The sequence below is a fragment of the Paenibacillus etheri genome (assembly GCF_001012825.1).
GTDB lineage: Bacteria > Bacillota > Bacilli > Paenibacillales > Paenibacillaceae > Paenibacillus_AQ > Paenibacillus_AQ etheri.
The window spans coordinates 374,192-390,340 of the sequence record NZ_LCZJ02000037.1; the positions used below are offsets into that span (position 1 = coordinate 374,192).

The following is a 16,149-nucleotide window of genomic DNA, read 5'->3' on the forward strand; positions in this document are numbered from 1 at the left end:
CTTATCTCAATCATTCGTTGTGCATTGGAACAAGTAAAAGCTCCAGCTTGCCTTCATCTACATTCAGCCGTCCTTCAACCGTTTCATATTCAACACTGCCAACCACAATATAATTGACATGTTCTAGCGCTGCGATCATGTTCATGCTCCATGTTCGTTCCTCAATGACTCGCAGCCCGCCTTCCGGCATTTTTTCAAATAAGATTACATACATCCCATTGTCCATTATTACCATTCCTTCCTTAGTTCTGCTATAGCATCTGATACGTCTTTATTACCTTTTCGTTTCAGTTTTAGGCGTGCGTAGACTGCCCAACCTTACTCTTGGCGTTAGAACGTCTATATAAGAGCAGAATTCCTAACGAGCACAAGCTAACGAGGAGCAAAACGCCGTATACATGCTGATATGCTTTTGCAGGGGAGATATCACGCTGAGCATGTAGTAAAAGCCCGCAGACTGCAACAGATACAGAACCTCCGAAGAATTGAACCAGTTGTAAAAGCCCCATGCCAGAACCAATCCAAGTCCTTGGAAGAACTATAGAAGCTTCATTGTTTAAAGATGACATCGTAGCTGAGAAGGCGGGAGAGAAAAATAGATAACCAAGCAGTAGCACGACAGGTGATGCCGAAAGATTCAGAGCAAACACAGCCATAACGGCTGCAAGTATACAATGTCCAATCAATAAGAAGCGTATATTACCGTACCGATCAATAAAACGTCCCACGAAACGGGTCAGAAATGCAGATAATAGCGCTCCCGGTGCGATATATAAACCAATCATCAGCGCTGATTTATCGAACAGATTAGCGAGCGCAAGCGGCATCAGGAACAAGTTCCCTAAGTTCAACACCAGAATACAAAAGCCTACGGCAACCAGTTTCAGGTAACCCGGCATGGTAAGCAGCTGCGGATTAATGAATGTTTCCTTGGCCTTCTTTAGATGTAAGGCATGCACGATAATAGACACTGCACCCACCGCTAGCCATACAAGCGACTGGGTAGTTACGGCTACCAGCAGACTTGCCGCATTTACAACGGTCAGCGCCGCTCCCAAGATGTCAAAGCTTGCAGGCTGTGGCTGCTCCTTAGGCAATAACCGCAGCAGTACCGGCAGCACAATAAGCACAAGGCAAGTAATGCCGAACAATCCATTCCAGCCAAAGTACTGGCTGATGACGCCTCCGACAATAGGACCCAAACCAAAGGCCATTGCACTACCCGCCGAGATCATCGCAATAGCAGCGCCGCGTCTTTCAATCGGAATATACCGACTGGCGAGTACAAGCCCCAATCCAGCCATAGATCCAGCACCCGCAGATTGCACGATTCTCGTGATCAATAGCATATTAAAGTCATGTGCGAACCATCCAAACACTGATGCTGTCCCAAGTGTAATTAAGCCAATAGTCAAGAGCTTGCGAATCGGCACCAAGTCGGATAACCGGCTATAAATAACCGTTGATAGTGCATAGCCAATCGAATAACTGGAAATTACCCATGAGCCTAGGTCAGCAGAAATTTGGAGATCCTGAATAATGGTTGGAAGCGATACATTAAACATCGTTGTGTTCATCACTACAATAAAGAGGCACATCGTCCATAATGGCATAACTATTTTATCATTCATTCTTACTTTCTGATTCATTCCTACTCCATCCCTGCCTTAATTTATCTATACATGCTCAACTAATTTTATGCCTATAAAAAGAGGTTGGCAATTAGAATAGGGGATTACTTGCGCCACATCATTCCACATACCGATTCGATTATGATCTCCATTCTCCGCAATATATACTTGTAGTGTTTCAATCAGACCTGTCTTGTGCTAATGATAAGATCTTAGGGGAATTGAAAAAATATAAACGTTTGTGTTTGATTTAGCATGAAGTTAACAAGGATTCACATAGAGACATTCTAAATAGGAGGTAGTAGCATGAGGGGTTTGACAAAAGAAATTGCGATGGAAATTGTTCGACGTACGATGCATGTGATTGGGTACAACGTCAATGTTATGGACAAGCGAGGACGAATTATTGGATCTGGAGATGGTAAGCGGTTAGGGCAATCACATGAGGGTGCAGTACTCGCAATCGAGCGTCGTGGCAGATTCGAGATTGATCAGGAGAGCGCCGCTAGATTGCAGGGGGTATTGCCTGGGACGAACCTTGTTATTGAGTTTGAGAATGAGATTGTTGGTGTTATTGGGATTACAGGTGATCCCAAGGAAGTGACTAAGTATGGTGAATTGGTGAAGATGACGGCGGAGATGTATCTTGCGCATATGAAGCTGTTAGAGCAGGCACAATGGGACAAACGAATGAAGGAGAATTTCCTGCTCGCGGTGATGAATGGCGATGCGGGGAACGTGAAGACACTGCGACATCAAGCACAGCAGATTCATTTTCAGGTGGATAAGCCTCATATCGCATGTATCATTGAATTAATTGATCGTAATGAAGAGGAGCTAATGGCAACAATGAAGCGGGTAACTGATGTATTAGAAGGACGCCCGGCTGTTCAATTGATTACCATTCGTAAGGCCAGGCAAGTTGTTCTGATCAAGGAGCATCTCCACGAGCGGAAGCCACATACGGATATATGTGAAGGAATTCACCAGATAAGACGTTGGTTAGATGTAAAGGAGATTTCTCCGCTACGTATCGCGGTAGGCAAACCTTTTACAGGGATTCAAGGGATGATGAAGTCCATTCAATCCGCAGAAGATACGATGCGTGCAGGCTATGCAATATATCCGGATGAGCCGGTTTATTATGCAACGGATCTGCTACTGGAGACGATGGTCGTTCCAAGTGTTCATCATTGGATGTCGGAGGAGTTGCTGCAGCTATGGGCCCATTTTATGGAGGAGGATCGTAGTGGTGAGCTTCAGCAGACATTAGATCTATTTTACTTCGAAAATGGGGAGCAACAGCATATCGCTGAACGACTGCGTATTCATCGGAATACGTTACGCTACCGACTCCAGCGTATAACCGAGCTCACAGGGAAAGATCCAAGAAATTATCAGGAGCTGTTCCTACTCATGAGTGCGCGTTGGTTATATTTGTTGGAGCATTCTGCTATGTCTTGTGATGAATAAGAAGATATATGTGCATATGCACAAAAAAAGACATCAATCGATGCGAAATGTTTATTTCTCTGCCTAATGAAACGCTTACAAAAAATCGCTAAAGTATAGGTATGAGCTCAAACCACATATCGATATATACAACTCTGTTTAAAACTGGGGAGGAATAACTCATGACAGTGAGTGTAAGCGTTTTAGGTGCTTTAGCTGCTTTGGTTGTGGCAATCGTTCTAATATTGAAAAAAGTACCGCCAGCCTACGGCATGATGATTGGTGCATTAGTAGGTGGTTTAATCGGCGGCGTGAGTATGGTGGATACCATTACGCTGATGATGGATGGTGCTAAAGGGATGATTCCTGCCGTGCTTCGCATCTTGGCAGCAGGTGTGTTAGCAGGTGTATTGATTGAATCAGGCGCGGCGAAAAAGATTGCTGAGACGTTGGTTCAAAAGGCCGGCGAGACACGGGCATTACTCGCATTAGCATTAGCAACAATGGTTCTTACAGCGGTCGGCGTATTCGTGGATGTAGCTGTTATTACTGTAGCACCCATTGCATTAGCTATTGCACAACGTGCGAATCTATCGAAATTGGCAATCCTGATCGCTATGATCGGCGGCGGTAAAGCCGGTAACATCATGTCACCAAACCCGAATGCGATTGCCGCATCAGATGCATTTCACATTCCATTAACTTCGTTGATGGCAGCAGGTATAATCCCAGCCGTGTTCGGGATTATCGTAACGTACTTCATCGCAAAGCGTTTAAATAATAAAGGCAGTAAAGTAGAAGCTTCTGAGGTAACGAATAATCCGAATGAGCAGCTTCCAAGCTTCTTTACAGCCTTTCTAGCTCCACTTGTAGCCATTATCTTGTTATCCCTTCGTCCAATTGCAGGCATCGTAGTCGATCCAGTTATCGCGCTTCCAGTAGGAGGTATCGCAGGCGCCATTGCAATGGGAAGATTTAAGAAGTTAAATGAGTTCGCTGTATTTGGTCTTGGTAAAATGACGGGTGTAGCCGTCATGTTAATCGGGACAGGTACACTAGCTGGTATCATTGCAAATTCGCAATTAAAGGATGTTATTATCGACGGCCTTACTGCATCTGGTCTACCGGCATACTTGCTTGCTCCAATCAGTGGTGCGTTAATGTCTCTTGCAACAGCATCGACAACAGCAGGCACAGCCGTAGCAAGCTCTGTGTTCGGCTCCACCATCATGGGACTTGGCGTAGCTTCGCTAGGAGCAGGGGCAATGATTCACTCTGGTGCGACTGTATTAGACCACATGCCTCACGGTAGCTTCTTCCACGCAACAGGTGGCAGTGTGAACATGCAGATGAAAGAACGTCTGAAATTGATTCCTTATGAAACCGCAGTTGGTCTAACACTAGCGATCGTTTCGACATTAGTATTCGGTGTATTCCAATGGTTCGTATAACAACTGTCGAAGCATGAACAACACAAAAGGAAGTGAAGAGCATGAAGTTTGTATTGGCGCCAGATTCATTTAAAGAAAGTATGACAGCAATGGAAGCCTGTGAGGCCATAGAACGAGGACTTCGTTCCTCTTTTCCCGATGCAGAATATATTAAAGTTCCGATGGCAGATGGCGGCGAAGGTACGGTTCAGTCACTCGTCGATGCGACAGGCGGACGAATTGTACATTGTGACGTAACAGGGCCTCTCGGTCACCCTGTGAATGCATTTTATGGCATTATGGGAGATGGAAAGACCGCGATTATTGAGATGGCAGCTGCTTCTGGTCTTGGGCTTGTGCCGAAGGAAGAGCGTAATCCTTTGATCACCACGACAAAGGGTACAGGAGAGCTTATCGTTCATGCGCTGAATGCAGGCGTACGTTCCATTATTATGGGTCTTGGTGGCAGTGCGACCAACGATGGCGGTGTAGGCATGGCGCAAGCGCTTGGATTCCGCTTCCTGCGAGAAGATGGAACGGAGATTGGATATGGTGGAGGATCACTAAGTGAATTGACCCGTATTGATAGTGCTCATGTAGATCCAAGACTTCAGGGTCTCCAAGTGGTAGCCGCATGTGATGTGGACAATCCGTTAACTGGTGAGCGCGGAGCATCCGCCATCTTCGGCCCGCAAAAGGGTGCAACACCCGACATGGTGAAGCAATTGGATGCAAATCTTGCCCGTTTCGTAAACATCATTGAGCGCGATCTCGGCAAAGAAGTGAATGATACGGCAGGTGCAGGTGCAGCAGGTGGACTAGGTGCTGGCGTGATGGCCTTCCTGGGAGCCAAGTTGAAGCGAGGCGTAAACATCGTCGTCGATGCCATGAATCTTGCGGATAAAGTGAAAGATGCGGATTATGTCATCACAGGCGAAGGGGGTATGGATAGCCAAACCGTCTATGGCAAAACACCGATTGGTGTTGCCAAAGTAGCACAAGCCGCTGGTGTACCTGTTATTGCCTTAGCAGGTTCCCTCGGTAATGGTGTAGAAGCCGTATACGAGCATGGTATCGATATGTTCTTCTCCATCGTACCTGGGGTATGTACGCTAGATACAGCGCTCACCAATGCTTCCTTCAACATGGAGCGTACTGCGCGTAATGTAGGTACATTAATCAAACATAGTAAACGTTAACCGCAAGCATAAACGCCCTCGGCATCGCGTGGAGCTTTTAAATTATTATATTTTAAAAAGGCTATTTTAAATCTTAATGTTGATTTTCAACCTAAAGAAAACCGCCCTGCGTTGGGGGCGGTTTATTAAACTAACGTTTCCCGTTAGCCATTCATGCATCCTCTGCAATGCACCACAGAGCATGAAAGTTGACCCGTTCTTTCATGGTAGGTTAATGCACCTTTAGAAGAAGTATTGCTTCATGCTTATAATTCTCGAGATCATTTTCTTCATTCAACCAAGCAACTTCCTCCGGTCTTAGCTGATAAAAACGAGCAACAGCTTCTTTACCATCAGGTTCACAAGTAACTACAATATTAAATTCTTCCCCTGCGAAGTTACGACGGAGTGTCTTTTCCCATACGTCAATTAATTCTAATGCTATAGAGACGTTCTCCAAGTGCAAGTGGTTTATCGATGTCTCGCACTCTGTACGGTCTGAGTAAGTTGTTTTATCGAAACTACTCGGTAAATCTCTTGCAAAACAACTAATTAAAATACAGCCATCCCATTCAACAAAATGGGCGTATTCATCGTTATTACTAGTCCCTAAAGGTTTGGTTTTAAGCAATAGTGTAGACATCGCTTCATTAGTTATCATGGTAACCTCCAAGGTAATTGAATGAATAAATGTATTGAACAAACGTATCCCGTTAGCTCAACAAGACTTATTTATTTGAGATTTAATAAATAAGATCATCTCTAATTCGGATCCCATGTAATTCGCAAAAATCTCTATATTTTTTAAGGACGGTATAAATATCGTCTTGACCAACAATTTGATCGTTCTCATCAAAATACTGAAGAGAGCCCCCTAATATGAAAAGAGTTACTACTTCTTCATCTTTTGTAATCAGGGTATGAATATCGCCTGGTGGTTCATATATAAAGGTACCTGGTTCAGCCACCCATTCGCGCCCTTCATATCTCCATTTACCTTGAATATTGTAACCAATTACGGATCCCCCAGTGTGTCGGTGTCTTCCCAAAACCTGATTGCTCTTAATTTTAAATAAATAAATCCATGTTCCGGTGTTTAGATCAAAACGTAAAGGCTTGAAATAACAAGATTGATTCTCAGTGAACGGAACCCAAGGCACTTCTTCAATGTTAACTATCCGTTCTGGCAACTGAAATTTTTCAGCGAGTTTTATTACTGATTCTTCAATAAGATAATTCAAAGAGAGCACCCTCATTCAATGTAGTTAATTTATAGTTAGTATTCGAAATCCGACCCAATTTCACCTTTATTTTCAACAAGCAAGCACCACGCTAAACTGCCCGTTAGCCATTCATGCATCCTCTGCAATGCACCACAGAGCATGAAAGTTGACCCGTTCTTTCATGGTAGTTCAATGAAAAAAGCAGGATACCTTAGCTCCTGCTCATCAATTTGTATTATTCAACTATCGTTCTCCGTTAGCTCAATGATTTTTTCAAGTCAATTCTTGAATAAGTTTTTTCATAAGTAGTCCCGTCATCATTGTAGAAAATAGCAGTTTTTATATATGGTTCAGAAATAGCTTCGTACCCGTGTTTTGTAATGAGTTTTATCATCTTTGGATTTTCTATTGGATCGACACTAACAATTAAATCAGAAAAGCCAAGACTTCTTGCAATTTCCTCGCGATATTTTATTAAATCCGTACCGACGCCTTTGCCACGATAAATTTCCTTTACATAAAGGTCACTTAATTTTGGTAATAAACTCCCCTTTAATTTTAGAACACCAAAACCTAGAATTGTGTTATCTTTTTCGGCTACTGCCAAATATACTTCCTTATTTTCATGTTGTTTCAAATACTTAATGAAAAAGTCCTTATTATTTCTGATATTACACAAGCCATTAATATCTTCTTCAGTCGCCGCTCTTGTACTGTATTCCATTTCCCACCTCCTACATCGGTTTTTATTATTAACGTAATCTGCCTGTTAGCTCAATGAGCAAAAACAACAATGACGTATAACAAGCCTAAAAAAAAGGATCTGACTCATGCCATGAAGCTGAGTCAGATCCTTTTATTCATTTTTTTGCAGGTAATCTAGACTACTTAGGAGACTTGAGATTCCTTAGCGAGAACAGGTACGGTGTTATCCTGGGCCTGCACATCATCCTTTGTCTTGGAGAGGAGAATGTTCAGTACAATCGCTGTAAGTGAGCCGGATACGATACCGTTCTGTAGCAGCATCCGCGCAAATTCAGGCAGCTCTGCGAACATTGCAGGAAGTGTCGCTGAACCTAAGCCCACAGCGATACTGCAAGCAGCAATCAGTAGATTACCATCCTTACGGAGATCTACATCGGATAGAATGGATATTCCGGAAACGGCAACCGATCCGAACATGACAATCATGGCTCCACCAAGTACGGCATTCGGTACAATCGTCGTCAAGGCTGCCAGCTTAGGCAGGAGTCCTAGTACAATCATGATCCCGCCAGCGGCAAAAATAACATTACGGGTCTTAATGCGAGACAGCGAAATCAAACCCACATTTTGAGAAAAAGCAGTGTATGGGAAGGCATTAAAAATTCCGCCCAGCATAATTGCTACTCCCTCGGAACGCAGTCCGTTTACGATCTGCTTCTGTTCAACTTTCTGATCAATTACTTTACCTACTGCAAAATAAACCCCAGTAGACTCCACCATACTAACAATGTTAACGATGATCATAGTGAAGATTGCAGTAAGACTGAATTCAGGCCATCCGAAGTAAAACGGCTGTGCAATGCTTACCCAAGAAGCGTCACCTACAGTAGAAAAGTTAACGATACCCATTCCATAAGCAATTGCAGTACCTACCACTAAGCCTACCAAAACAGATATGGAACGTAGAAATCCTGTCGCGAAACGGTTAACCGCTAAAATGACAAGTAGTGTAATCAGTGCAAGCAGCAAATTGCGGGGTTGTCCAAAATCAGCGCTGCCTTCTCCGCCAGCAACATTATTCATAGCTACTGGAATAAGAGATAGCCCGATAATAGTCACGACAGAACCCGTTACAATGGTCGGGAAGAACTTCAACAGCTTCCCATAAAGCGGGGCTGCAAGTACAACGAACAAACCGGAAATAATGATCGCACCGTATGCAGTTGCCAGGTTATGTGTCGAGGCAATCGCGATAATTGGACCAACCGCTGTAAAAGTACATCCAAGAATAACCGGGAGCCTGCTACCAAAATACTTGGTACCCATAATTTGCAGCAGTGTAGCCAATCCGCAAGTGAACAAATCGGCTGCGATGAGATAGGCCATTTGAGTCCCGTTCAGCTTCAAGGCGCCTCCAACAATCAGCGGTACAATTACTGCTCCTGCATACATGGCTAGTACATGCTGAAGACCTAACGTAAATACCTTTTGCTTGCTTAACATCCCGCACTCTCCTTGATTTTCTCTAATGAGCTTTCATTATCAATGAAGTGAATTTCACCTGGTGACATAGATGCAATACGGGCCAAGGCATGGACTTCTATGCCTCTGTTCTCCAGAAGGCTCCGACCTTCCTGGAAGCTCTTTTCAATGACACAACCGACGCCGAGGAGCTCCGCTCCCGCCTCTTTCACGATATCAACCAATCCCACAAGCGCAGCACCAGTAGCGAGGAAATCGTCCACAATAAGCACTTTGTCATTCGGTCCAAGATATTTCTGGGAGACACTAACCAGATAATCCTCTTGGCGCGTAAAGGAATGTACAGGCGCTGAGTAGACAGCCTCTGAGAGCGTTACTGCTTTCTTTTTCTTCGCGTAAATAAACGGTACACCTAATGCAATCGCAGTAGCCATGGCGAACTGAATCCCACTAGCTTCAATAGTAATCACTTTCGTGATCGGTTGATGACCGAACAACTTTTTGAACTCTTGACCGATTTGCAGCGCTAGCTCCGTATCGACCTGATGATTCAGAAATGAATCTACCTTCAGTACTGTATCTGATAAAATAAGACCCTCTTGTCTAATGCGCTCTTGAAGTACTTTCATCGTGAACTGATCTCTCCTTCTTCATTAAAAAAACAAAAAAAGGACAAATCCCTTGAGTCGTTTCTCTCAAGTGAATCTGTCCTTCTGGGCTTTTATCCCTTAGTGGTGTAACACTACATAGTGTCCGCATCGCTCGGTCCAGACCTTTCCTCCAAAGAAGGAAGCGGAACCCTAGATGCGCTATTTCACTCATAGTCGGACAATTACGATGGTTATCCGGTAGAAACTTATGGGCCATATCCCCAAGATTATATGAGTTTATAAATGTTCGGTATGAATACCTTGTATATCTTACACGCTCTATCTGGTGCTTACAAGCAAAATTTTTAGTATTTTGCATACCATTTTCAGGTTATTTTCACGAAATTCAATTGTTTACATTTAGTAGTGGTTACTCCAAGATCTTCTGAGCCGTTTCTTCGGTCGTTACAAGCACATTCATATATCCGCCATTTAGGGCTCCCAAGATCCCCGAGGCCTTCTCCTGCGATTCCGCTACACCAATAGAGTACCTCGCTCGCTTGATCTGCTCCAGCTCAATGGTCAGCGTTCGGTCTGAGATTCCCGTATGTACGGAAACTCCATTACCATCATAGAAACGTGAGCAAATATCACCAGCTACTTTCCCGTCCTCCAGCTCATCAATCACAGCATCGCCATAAAATCCCCGCCATGCCTCTTCACCTTTGATTTCGGGTGATCCGATCCCGAATACAGCAATATCCAGCTGATCCCATGCCTTGGCAATGGTCTGGTAATATTGCGAACGCATCAGCTGGTCTCTGGTTTCCTTTTGCTCCGTAATAGCTGGAACATCAATCATATGCCACTGTACAAAAAGCTACGGCAAATCGTGGATGATGGTAAAATCGGACGCCTTAAAATGGTTCAAGTCTCCTTCGGTAGCCATAAAGAATATGATGTGAACAACCGTTTCTTCAGCAAAGATCTGGCGGGAGGGGCACTGCTGGATATAGGGACGTATGCCTTATCCTTCACAAGATTCTTCCTGTCCAAACAGCCGCATGAAATTCTAACGACGGTGAAACGTTTTGAGACAGGTGTCGATGAACAATCCGGAATCATTCTGAACAACGATGCGGATGAAATGCGGTCATCTCCCTAACCATGCGCTCCAAAATGCCTAAACGCGGCGTCGTTGCTGGAGAACTTGGCTTTATTACCGTAGACAATTTCCCTCGGGCCTCTACAGCTACAATTCAATATTTAGATGGCACCCTAGAAACGATCGAAGCCGGCGATACTTCCAAAGCGCTGCAATACGAAATCGAGGATATGCAACGCTATATCGAGGAAAAAGGCAACCGGGAAACCCTTAATCTCTCCTTAGATGTTATGGACATTATGAGTAATGTTAGGGAACAATGGGGAATCAAATACAGCTTCGAATAACTACTCAAGCACTTTGGCTATCCTTTTAGGCAAATGATGATTTTTTGAGGTAACGCGCCCGTATTCATCACTTATTCTCCTCACTCGCATTAATGTTAAAGAAACCAACACACGGGAGGGTGAACACGGGTAGCCAACCGAGGACGAGATCGGATCGTTGTCATTATCCAAAAGGGAAAACGACGGATTATCACCAAGACACCGTTACATGGGGTAGATAGACTAGTATTTGTCATTAATAATCAGTACACGAATGAACCCAATACTACGCAAATTGCCAGCGGAGGAGGAACGTTCAGCACTGGTGGAACTAACTCCGCGATTGAAAGTCCAGGAACTAGACAGCAGCAGGCTGTTGACGGGGGAACCGGTGGGCATGCCACGAACAAAGGACCAGCGAAACGGCGTCACCTCAAACAGCGGCCCCGTTAAACATACTGTGGTCCATATAATAAGTATGGAAAAGCGTTGGCAATCCCTTGAAGTCAGGGTCCAACGCTTTTTTTGTAGCGGATAATACTCTAGAAATGGCTGACAATATCCATAGGGGATAATTTATAGGTACTTTTTAGTACCTATAGCACTTTAAAGTACGTACTATACTTAAATGACTCACACCTTCATAATTGCACTTACCGGCCGGTGATTAACAAAGTGTAGGAGTGAAAGACATGTTGCTAAATCAAAAAAGAAGTACCCTGGCCCTCTTGGCTTTAGCCATAAGCGCCTTTGCGATCGGAACCACCGAGTTTATCAGTGTAGGGCTGCTGCCTTTAATCGCTGATGACCTGCATATACCGCTGACCACAGCTGGATTAACTGTTACTTTATACGCTTTAGGGGTAACCTTTGGCGCTCCTATCTTAACGTCGCTGACCACCGCGATATCGCGCAAAACATTATTGCTTATCATTATGATTGTGTTTATTATCGGCAATAGCCTTGCCGCGGCTGCGGACAGTATTACAATTCTGCTAATAGCTAGAGTAATATCCGCCCTTTCACATGGACTGTTCATGTCGATTGCTTCGACCCTTGCCGCCGACCTCGTACCTGAGAATCGTAAAGCCAGTGCTATTGCGATCATGTTCACAGGATTAACCGTAGCTACTGTTACCGGTGTTCCACTGGGTACCTTTCTAGGGCAACAGTTAGGCTGGCGAGCTGCATTCATCGCCATTATTGCCATCGGGCTTATAGCGCTCATCGGTAATCTGATCTTGGTCCCTACCACAGGGCTGCGCAAAGGAACACGAACACCTCTTCGAGAACAAGTCAAACTCGTGACGAACGGACGGCTACTGCTCGCGTTCGCAATCACCGCTTTAGGTTATGGAGGTACCTTTGTAGTCTTTACTTATTTATCTCCACTTCTTCATGAAATCAGCGGTTTCAAAGAGAGTACCGTTGCCATCATCCTTCTTGTTTATGGCATAGCGATCGCCATCGGCAACGTCATTGGAGGCAAAGTAGCCAACCGTAACCCTATGAATGCCCTGTTCTACATGTTTGCTGTACAAGCTGTTGTACTGTTTGTCTTAACCTTTACCGCTCCCTTTAAAGTGGCTGCACTACTCACGATTTTCTTTATGGGTCTGTTAGCCTTCATGAACGTACCCGGCCTGCAAGTACACGTAGTTACACTTGCAGATCGATATGCTCCGAGTGCGCGAGATGTAGCATCTGCGCTGAATATTGCTGCTTTTAACGCTGGTATTGCCATCGGGGCCTATCTTGGCGGTATCGTCACGGATCATATGGGACTGATTCATACCACTTGGGTGGGTGCTATAATGGTTCTATCCGCTGTATTCCTAACCGCTTGGAGTCGTGCGCTGGAGAAGAAAGATGAGACTCTTCTCCAGTCTGAGGCTGCTTAATCAGCCTAGCATTAACATACCAATCAAACTTTTAAATATCTCAGGAGGTAATTTTATTATGGCTCAACATCTACAGAATACAACTGCATTACACAACGGGGTAAACATGCCGTGGCTTGGACTTGGTGTATTTCAAGTCGAAGAAGGCTCTGAGCTGATCCAAGCGGTCAAATCTGCTATTGCACACGGCTACCGCAGCATCGACACAGCAGCGATTTATCAAAATGAGACTGGCGTAGGTCAAGCGATCAAAGAAGCTTTGCAGGACAATAACCTCTCCAGAGAAGAGCTCTTCGTAACTTCAAAGGTCTGGACTGCAGATATGGGCTACGAAGAAACCATTGCCGCCTACGAGACTAGCCTAGCTAAGCTTGGGCTTGAATACCTTGATCTATATCTTATCCACTGGCCTGTAAAAGGAAAATATAAAGAGACTTGGAGAGCACTAGAAGCCTTGTATAAAGAGGGACGTGTAAAAGCGATTGGGGTCAGCAATTTCCAGATCCATCATCTTGAAGATGTGATGAAGGATGCGGAAATTAAGCCGATGGTAAACCAAGTGGAGCTCCACCCTTATTTGAGTCAGCAAGAGCTGCTTAGCTTCTGCAAGGAACAAGGAATCCAATTGGAGGCCTGGTCTCCATTAATGCAAGGGCAATTGTTGGATCAGCCTGTACTGAAACAAATTGCAGCTAAACACGGTAAATCCGTAGCTCAAGTGATTATCCGTTGGGACCTGCAACGTGGAATTATTACCATTCCAAAGTCCACTAAAGAGCACCGGATCATCGAAAACGTAGATGTGTTTGATTTTCAGTTAACAGAAGAGGATATGAATCTAATCAACGCCCTGAACCAAGATCAACGGGTAGGTCCTGACCCTGATAATTTCGATTTCTAAGGGATCAACCACTAGGTTAAGTAACAGTAAAGAAGACCCTATCTTTCAGAAATGAAAGAGGGTCCTTTTTGTCTTTACGCACCTTGCACCAGCACAATAAGGATCGGCAACACGAGAAACGAAGCAAGCGTCGTCCATAAAATACATTTGGATACCAGCTCTGGAGAGGCGTTGAATCGCTCCGCTAATACCACCGCGTTGACGGCAACTGGCATGGAGGCCAGAATCAGCAGCACAGAGAATAAGATGCCATCAATATGCAGAATAGATAATCCGAGGTATGCCACTAGTGGAGCTAAGATTAATCGTATGATCATCCCTGTCCAAAAAACAGACTGGCCCTTGCGTTCGGATGGCATGGCTCTTACCTTGACCATCTGTGCGCCCAGAATCGCCAGTACGACTGGTGAATAACCTCCGGCAACCATGGAGACCCCTGTAGCAACCTCAGATGGTAAATGCAGCTCAAATATTCTAAGAAAAAGTGCTAGTATAGCTGCATAGATGGCAGGGAGAGAGAACACGGACTTCACAGCATTTTTCACCGAGAACTGCGACCTAGCCGCAAAATATACGCCCACTGTATTCACGATAATCATCTGTCCAATCACATACACAGAAGCCTTATCGAGCCCAAGCTGTCCGAAAGCCAGCAACACTAAGGGAAGTCCATAATTCACACTATTCGTAAACGTCGAGACCAGAATCAATCCAGATATTTCAGAGGGGCCGAGCTTCAATAACTTCCCGATGATATTTGCAATCGCCCATAAAAAGCACAGATTTAGCAGCGAAAAAGCGAGCGTCTTATAAATATCATCCATAGAAATCTCGGCCGTAGCCAGTGTATTAAGAATAATAGCCGGCGTTAAAAAGTATAAATAGAGTGTCAATAACGGCTTGGTATCCAGATTCTTAAACCTTCCAAGCAGTGCACCGACGATCACCGGAATGGATAATGGCACGATGACTTGATACAACGTTGATAACACGCTATGGATCATGAACAGTACTCCTCTGCTCTAAGTTACTCTAAACTATAAGCGCAACAGAGCAAGACGTCTAAGATATGAAATCAATATACACAATAGCTATTACCTATAATTCAAAAAAGATCCCATCCCCTTATTAATCACAGGGCTGGAATCTTTTTAATAATACTCGATTACATCATTTTGATTTCAAGCAATTCATATTTGATGATACCCATTGGTGCATTTACACTAACGATATCCCCGACTTTTTTACCCAGCAATTCCTTGCCGAGCGGACTTTCATAGGAAATCTTGTTGTTTAGGACATCTGCTTCAGCAGCCCCTACAATTCTATATTCAATCTTCTCGGAGTATTCGATATCGTTCAGGGTAACGATACAACCCATACTAACCTTCGACAGATCCATCTGACTCTCATCTACGATCTTGGCTTTGGTCAGCATTTTCTCCAAAATCATAATACGAGTCTCCATGAACGATTGGTCGTCCTTGGCCGAATGGTACTCGCTATTTTCCTTCAAGTCTCCATAGCTGATCGCCAATTTGAGCCGTGCTGCCAATTCCTTGCGCCCCGGGCCCTTCAATTCCTTCAGTTCTTCCTCTAATTGTGCCAATCCTTCTTTGGTCAAGAACACTTCTTCATTAGACATGTATACAACTCCTATTTTGGATGCTTTATAATATTTTAACCTATATTTCACATTCATGCGACAAGCATAAACGCTTTCGGCGTCCTTGTAAGGACGGCAAGCGTTTATGCGAGAAATATAAAAATTAAAGTATAGGTGCAAAACCTATACTTTCTTATATTTAAATAAAAATCCCTGCCACAATTGAACATTGGGCAAGGATGTCAATGCTGCATCATTATTCTGGCAAATGCTCTTTACAGAAAAGGAGTAATGCTGCTTCCTCGTCCTCTTCCATATCAAAATCAAGCAACTGGCCTGTTGTTGTCTCCTGTAGATCATAACTCACGATGCTAACCTGATCTTCATCCACTTTAATAATCGCTCTAGCGGAAACTCCATTCTCTACATAGAGCTCATCATCTTCTGGAACATCCAGTTGAACTACGAATTCATACCGTTTACCGGTTAGTATACCAAAAGGATCTTTAACATTCTCCACGTTGTAGCTTGTAAATGTCAACATTGCTCAATCAACCTCTTTTCCTAATACCTGCCACGTCATTGTATCACAAAAAGCTGCATGAAGGGGTCAACCCGT

16 protein-coding genes, 2 pseudogenes and 1 riboswitch are annotated in these 16,149 nt (G+C 44.1%); of the genes and pseudogenes, 7 read left to right on the forward strand and 11 right to left on the reverse strand.

The genetic code is table 11. The features are described 5' to 3' along the window. Positions 1 to 10: 10 nt before the first annotated feature. Together UQ64_RS25165 and UQ64_RS25170 are read right to left on the reverse strand one after the other, a co-directional pair. A complete protein-coding gene (locus UQ64_RS25165) occupies positions 11 to 226 on the reverse strand; it encodes a hypothetical protein (protein WP_060626110.1) in 216 nt (71 codons plus the stop codon). 67 nt (positions 227 to 293) lie between these two features. Beyond that, a complete protein-coding gene (locus tag UQ64_RS25170) occupies positions 294 to 1,649 on the reverse strand; it encodes an MFS transporter (protein WP_245238221.1) in 1,356 nt (451 codons plus the stop codon). Positions 1,650 to 1,937: 288 nt separating this feature from the next. Here UQ64_RS25170 and UQ64_RS25175 point away from each other — a divergent pair, with 288 nt between their 5' ends. The 3 genes from UQ64_RS25175 to UQ64_RS25185 all read left to right on the forward strand — a co-directional run bounded on the left by UQ64_RS25175 (position 1,938) and on the right by UQ64_RS25185 (position 5,712). Beyond that, a complete protein-coding gene (locus tag UQ64_RS25175) occupies positions 1,938 to 3,104 on the forward strand; it encodes a sugar diacid recognition domain-containing protein (RefSeq protein WP_060626111.1) in 1,167 nt (388 codons plus the stop codon). A gap of 161 nt (positions 3,105 to 3,265) precedes the next feature. Beyond that, positions 3,266 to 4,534 (forward strand): GntP family permease, encoded by a 1,269-nt coding sequence (locus UQ64_RS25180; RefSeq protein ID WP_060626112.1) that lies wholly within the window; start codon positions 3,266 to 3,268, stop codon positions 4,532 to 4,534. A 41-nt stretch (positions 4,535 to 4,575) separates the two neighbouring features. Continuing rightward, entirely contained in the window at positions 4,576 to 5,712 is a 1,137-nt protein-coding gene (locus UQ64_RS25185; protein ID WP_060626113.1) for a glycerate kinase, read from the forward strand. 211 nt (positions 5,713 to 5,923) lie between these two features. Here the strand turns inward: UQ64_RS25185 and UQ64_RS25190 are convergent, their stop codons facing one another. From UQ64_RS25190 to UQ64_RS30390, 6 genes are all read right to left on the reverse strand, one after another. Continuing rightward, on the reverse strand, positions 5,924 to 6,352 hold the full coding sequence (locus UQ64_RS25190; protein ID WP_060626114.1) for a hypothetical protein: 429 nt from the start codon (positions 6,350 to 6,352) through the stop codon (positions 5,924 to 5,926). An 82-nt stretch (positions 6,353 to 6,434) separates the two neighbouring features. After that, positions 6,435 to 6,932, reverse strand: coding sequence for a 2,4'-dihydroxyacetophenone dioxygenase family protein (locus tag UQ64_RS25195; RefSeq protein WP_082651312.1), 498 nt, complete (start codon positions 6,930 to 6,932; stop codon positions 6,435 to 6,437). Positions 6,933 to 7,170: 238 nt separating this feature from the next. Beyond that, on the reverse strand, positions 7,171 to 7,638 hold the full coding sequence (locus UQ64_RS25200) for a GNAT family N-acetyltransferase (RefSeq protein ID WP_060626116.1): 468 nt from the start codon (positions 7,636 to 7,638) through the stop codon (positions 7,171 to 7,173). Between the two features lie 164 nt (positions 7,639 to 7,802). Then, positions 7,803 to 9,122 (reverse strand): nucleobase:cation symporter-2 family protein, encoded by a 1,320-nt coding sequence (locus UQ64_RS25205; RefSeq protein ID WP_060626117.1) that lies wholly within the window; start codon positions 9,120 to 9,122, stop codon positions 7,803 to 7,805. Then, positions 9,116 to 9,730: a xanthine phosphoribosyltransferase gene (locus tag UQ64_RS25210; RefSeq protein ID WP_042131547.1), complete on the reverse strand. Its 615-nt coding sequence runs from the start codon at positions 9,728 to 9,730 to the stop codon at positions 9,116 to 9,118. The genes UQ64_RS25205 and UQ64_RS25210 overlap by 7 nt, the downstream gene beginning before the upstream one ends. Positions 9,731 to 9,902: 172 nt before the next feature. After that, positions 9,903 to 10,006, reverse strand: a riboswitch (purine riboswitch). Positions 10,007 to 10,121: 115 nt separating this feature from the next. Further along, complete coding sequence (locus tag UQ64_RS30390; protein WP_082651313.1) at positions 10,122 to 10,553, reverse strand: sugar-binding domain-containing protein; 432 nt, start codon at positions 10,551 to 10,553, stop codon at positions 10,122 to 10,124. Here UQ64_RS30390 and UQ64_RS32385 point away from each other — a divergent pair. From UQ64_RS32385 to UQ64_RS25230, 4 genes and pseudogenes are all read left to right on the forward strand, one after another. Further along, positions 10,521 to 11,143, forward strand: a pseudogene (locus tag UQ64_RS32385) (Gfo/Idh/MocA family protein); the annotation flags it as partial. The gene UQ64_RS30390 and the pseudogene UQ64_RS32385 sit on opposite strands and share 33 nt — an antisense overlap. Before the next feature lie 162 nt (positions 11,144 to 11,305). After that, positions 11,306 to 11,536, forward strand: a pseudogene (locus tag UQ64_RS32995) (hypothetical protein); the annotation flags it as partial. 278 nt (positions 11,537 to 11,814) lie between these two features. Beyond that, positions 11,815 to 13,023, forward strand: coding sequence for an MFS transporter (locus tag UQ64_RS25225; RefSeq protein WP_060626119.1), 1,209 nt, complete (start codon positions 11,815 to 11,817; stop codon positions 13,021 to 13,023). A 58-nt stretch (positions 13,024 to 13,081) separates the two neighbouring features. Then, positions 13,082 to 13,924, forward strand: coding sequence for an aldo/keto reductase (locus UQ64_RS25230; RefSeq protein ID WP_060626120.1), 843 nt, complete (start codon positions 13,082 to 13,084; stop codon positions 13,922 to 13,924). A 74-nt stretch (positions 13,925 to 13,998) separates the two neighbouring features. Here UQ64_RS25230 and UQ64_RS25235 read toward each other — a convergent pair whose 3' ends face one another. The 3 genes from UQ64_RS25235 to UQ64_RS25245 form a co-directional block, all read right to left on the reverse strand. Then, positions 13,999 to 14,928: an AEC family transporter gene (locus UQ64_RS25235; protein ID WP_060626121.1), complete on the reverse strand. Its 930-nt coding sequence runs from the start codon at positions 14,926 to 14,928 to the stop codon at positions 13,999 to 14,001. A 161-nt stretch (positions 14,929 to 15,089) separates the two neighbouring features. Continuing rightward, positions 15,090 to 15,569 carry a transcription elongation factor GreA gene (gene greA, locus UQ64_RS25240; protein ID WP_042131553.1) on the reverse strand — a complete coding sequence of 160 codons (480 nt, stop codon included), beginning with the start codon at positions 15,567 to 15,569 and terminating at the stop codon, positions 15,090 to 15,092. Positions 15,570 to 15,786: 217 nt separating this feature from the next. Next, entirely contained in the window at positions 15,787 to 16,074 is a 288-nt protein-coding gene (locus UQ64_RS25245; protein ID WP_042192802.1) for a DUF6509 family protein, read from the reverse strand. Positions 16,075 to 16,149 lie beyond the last annotated feature (75 nt).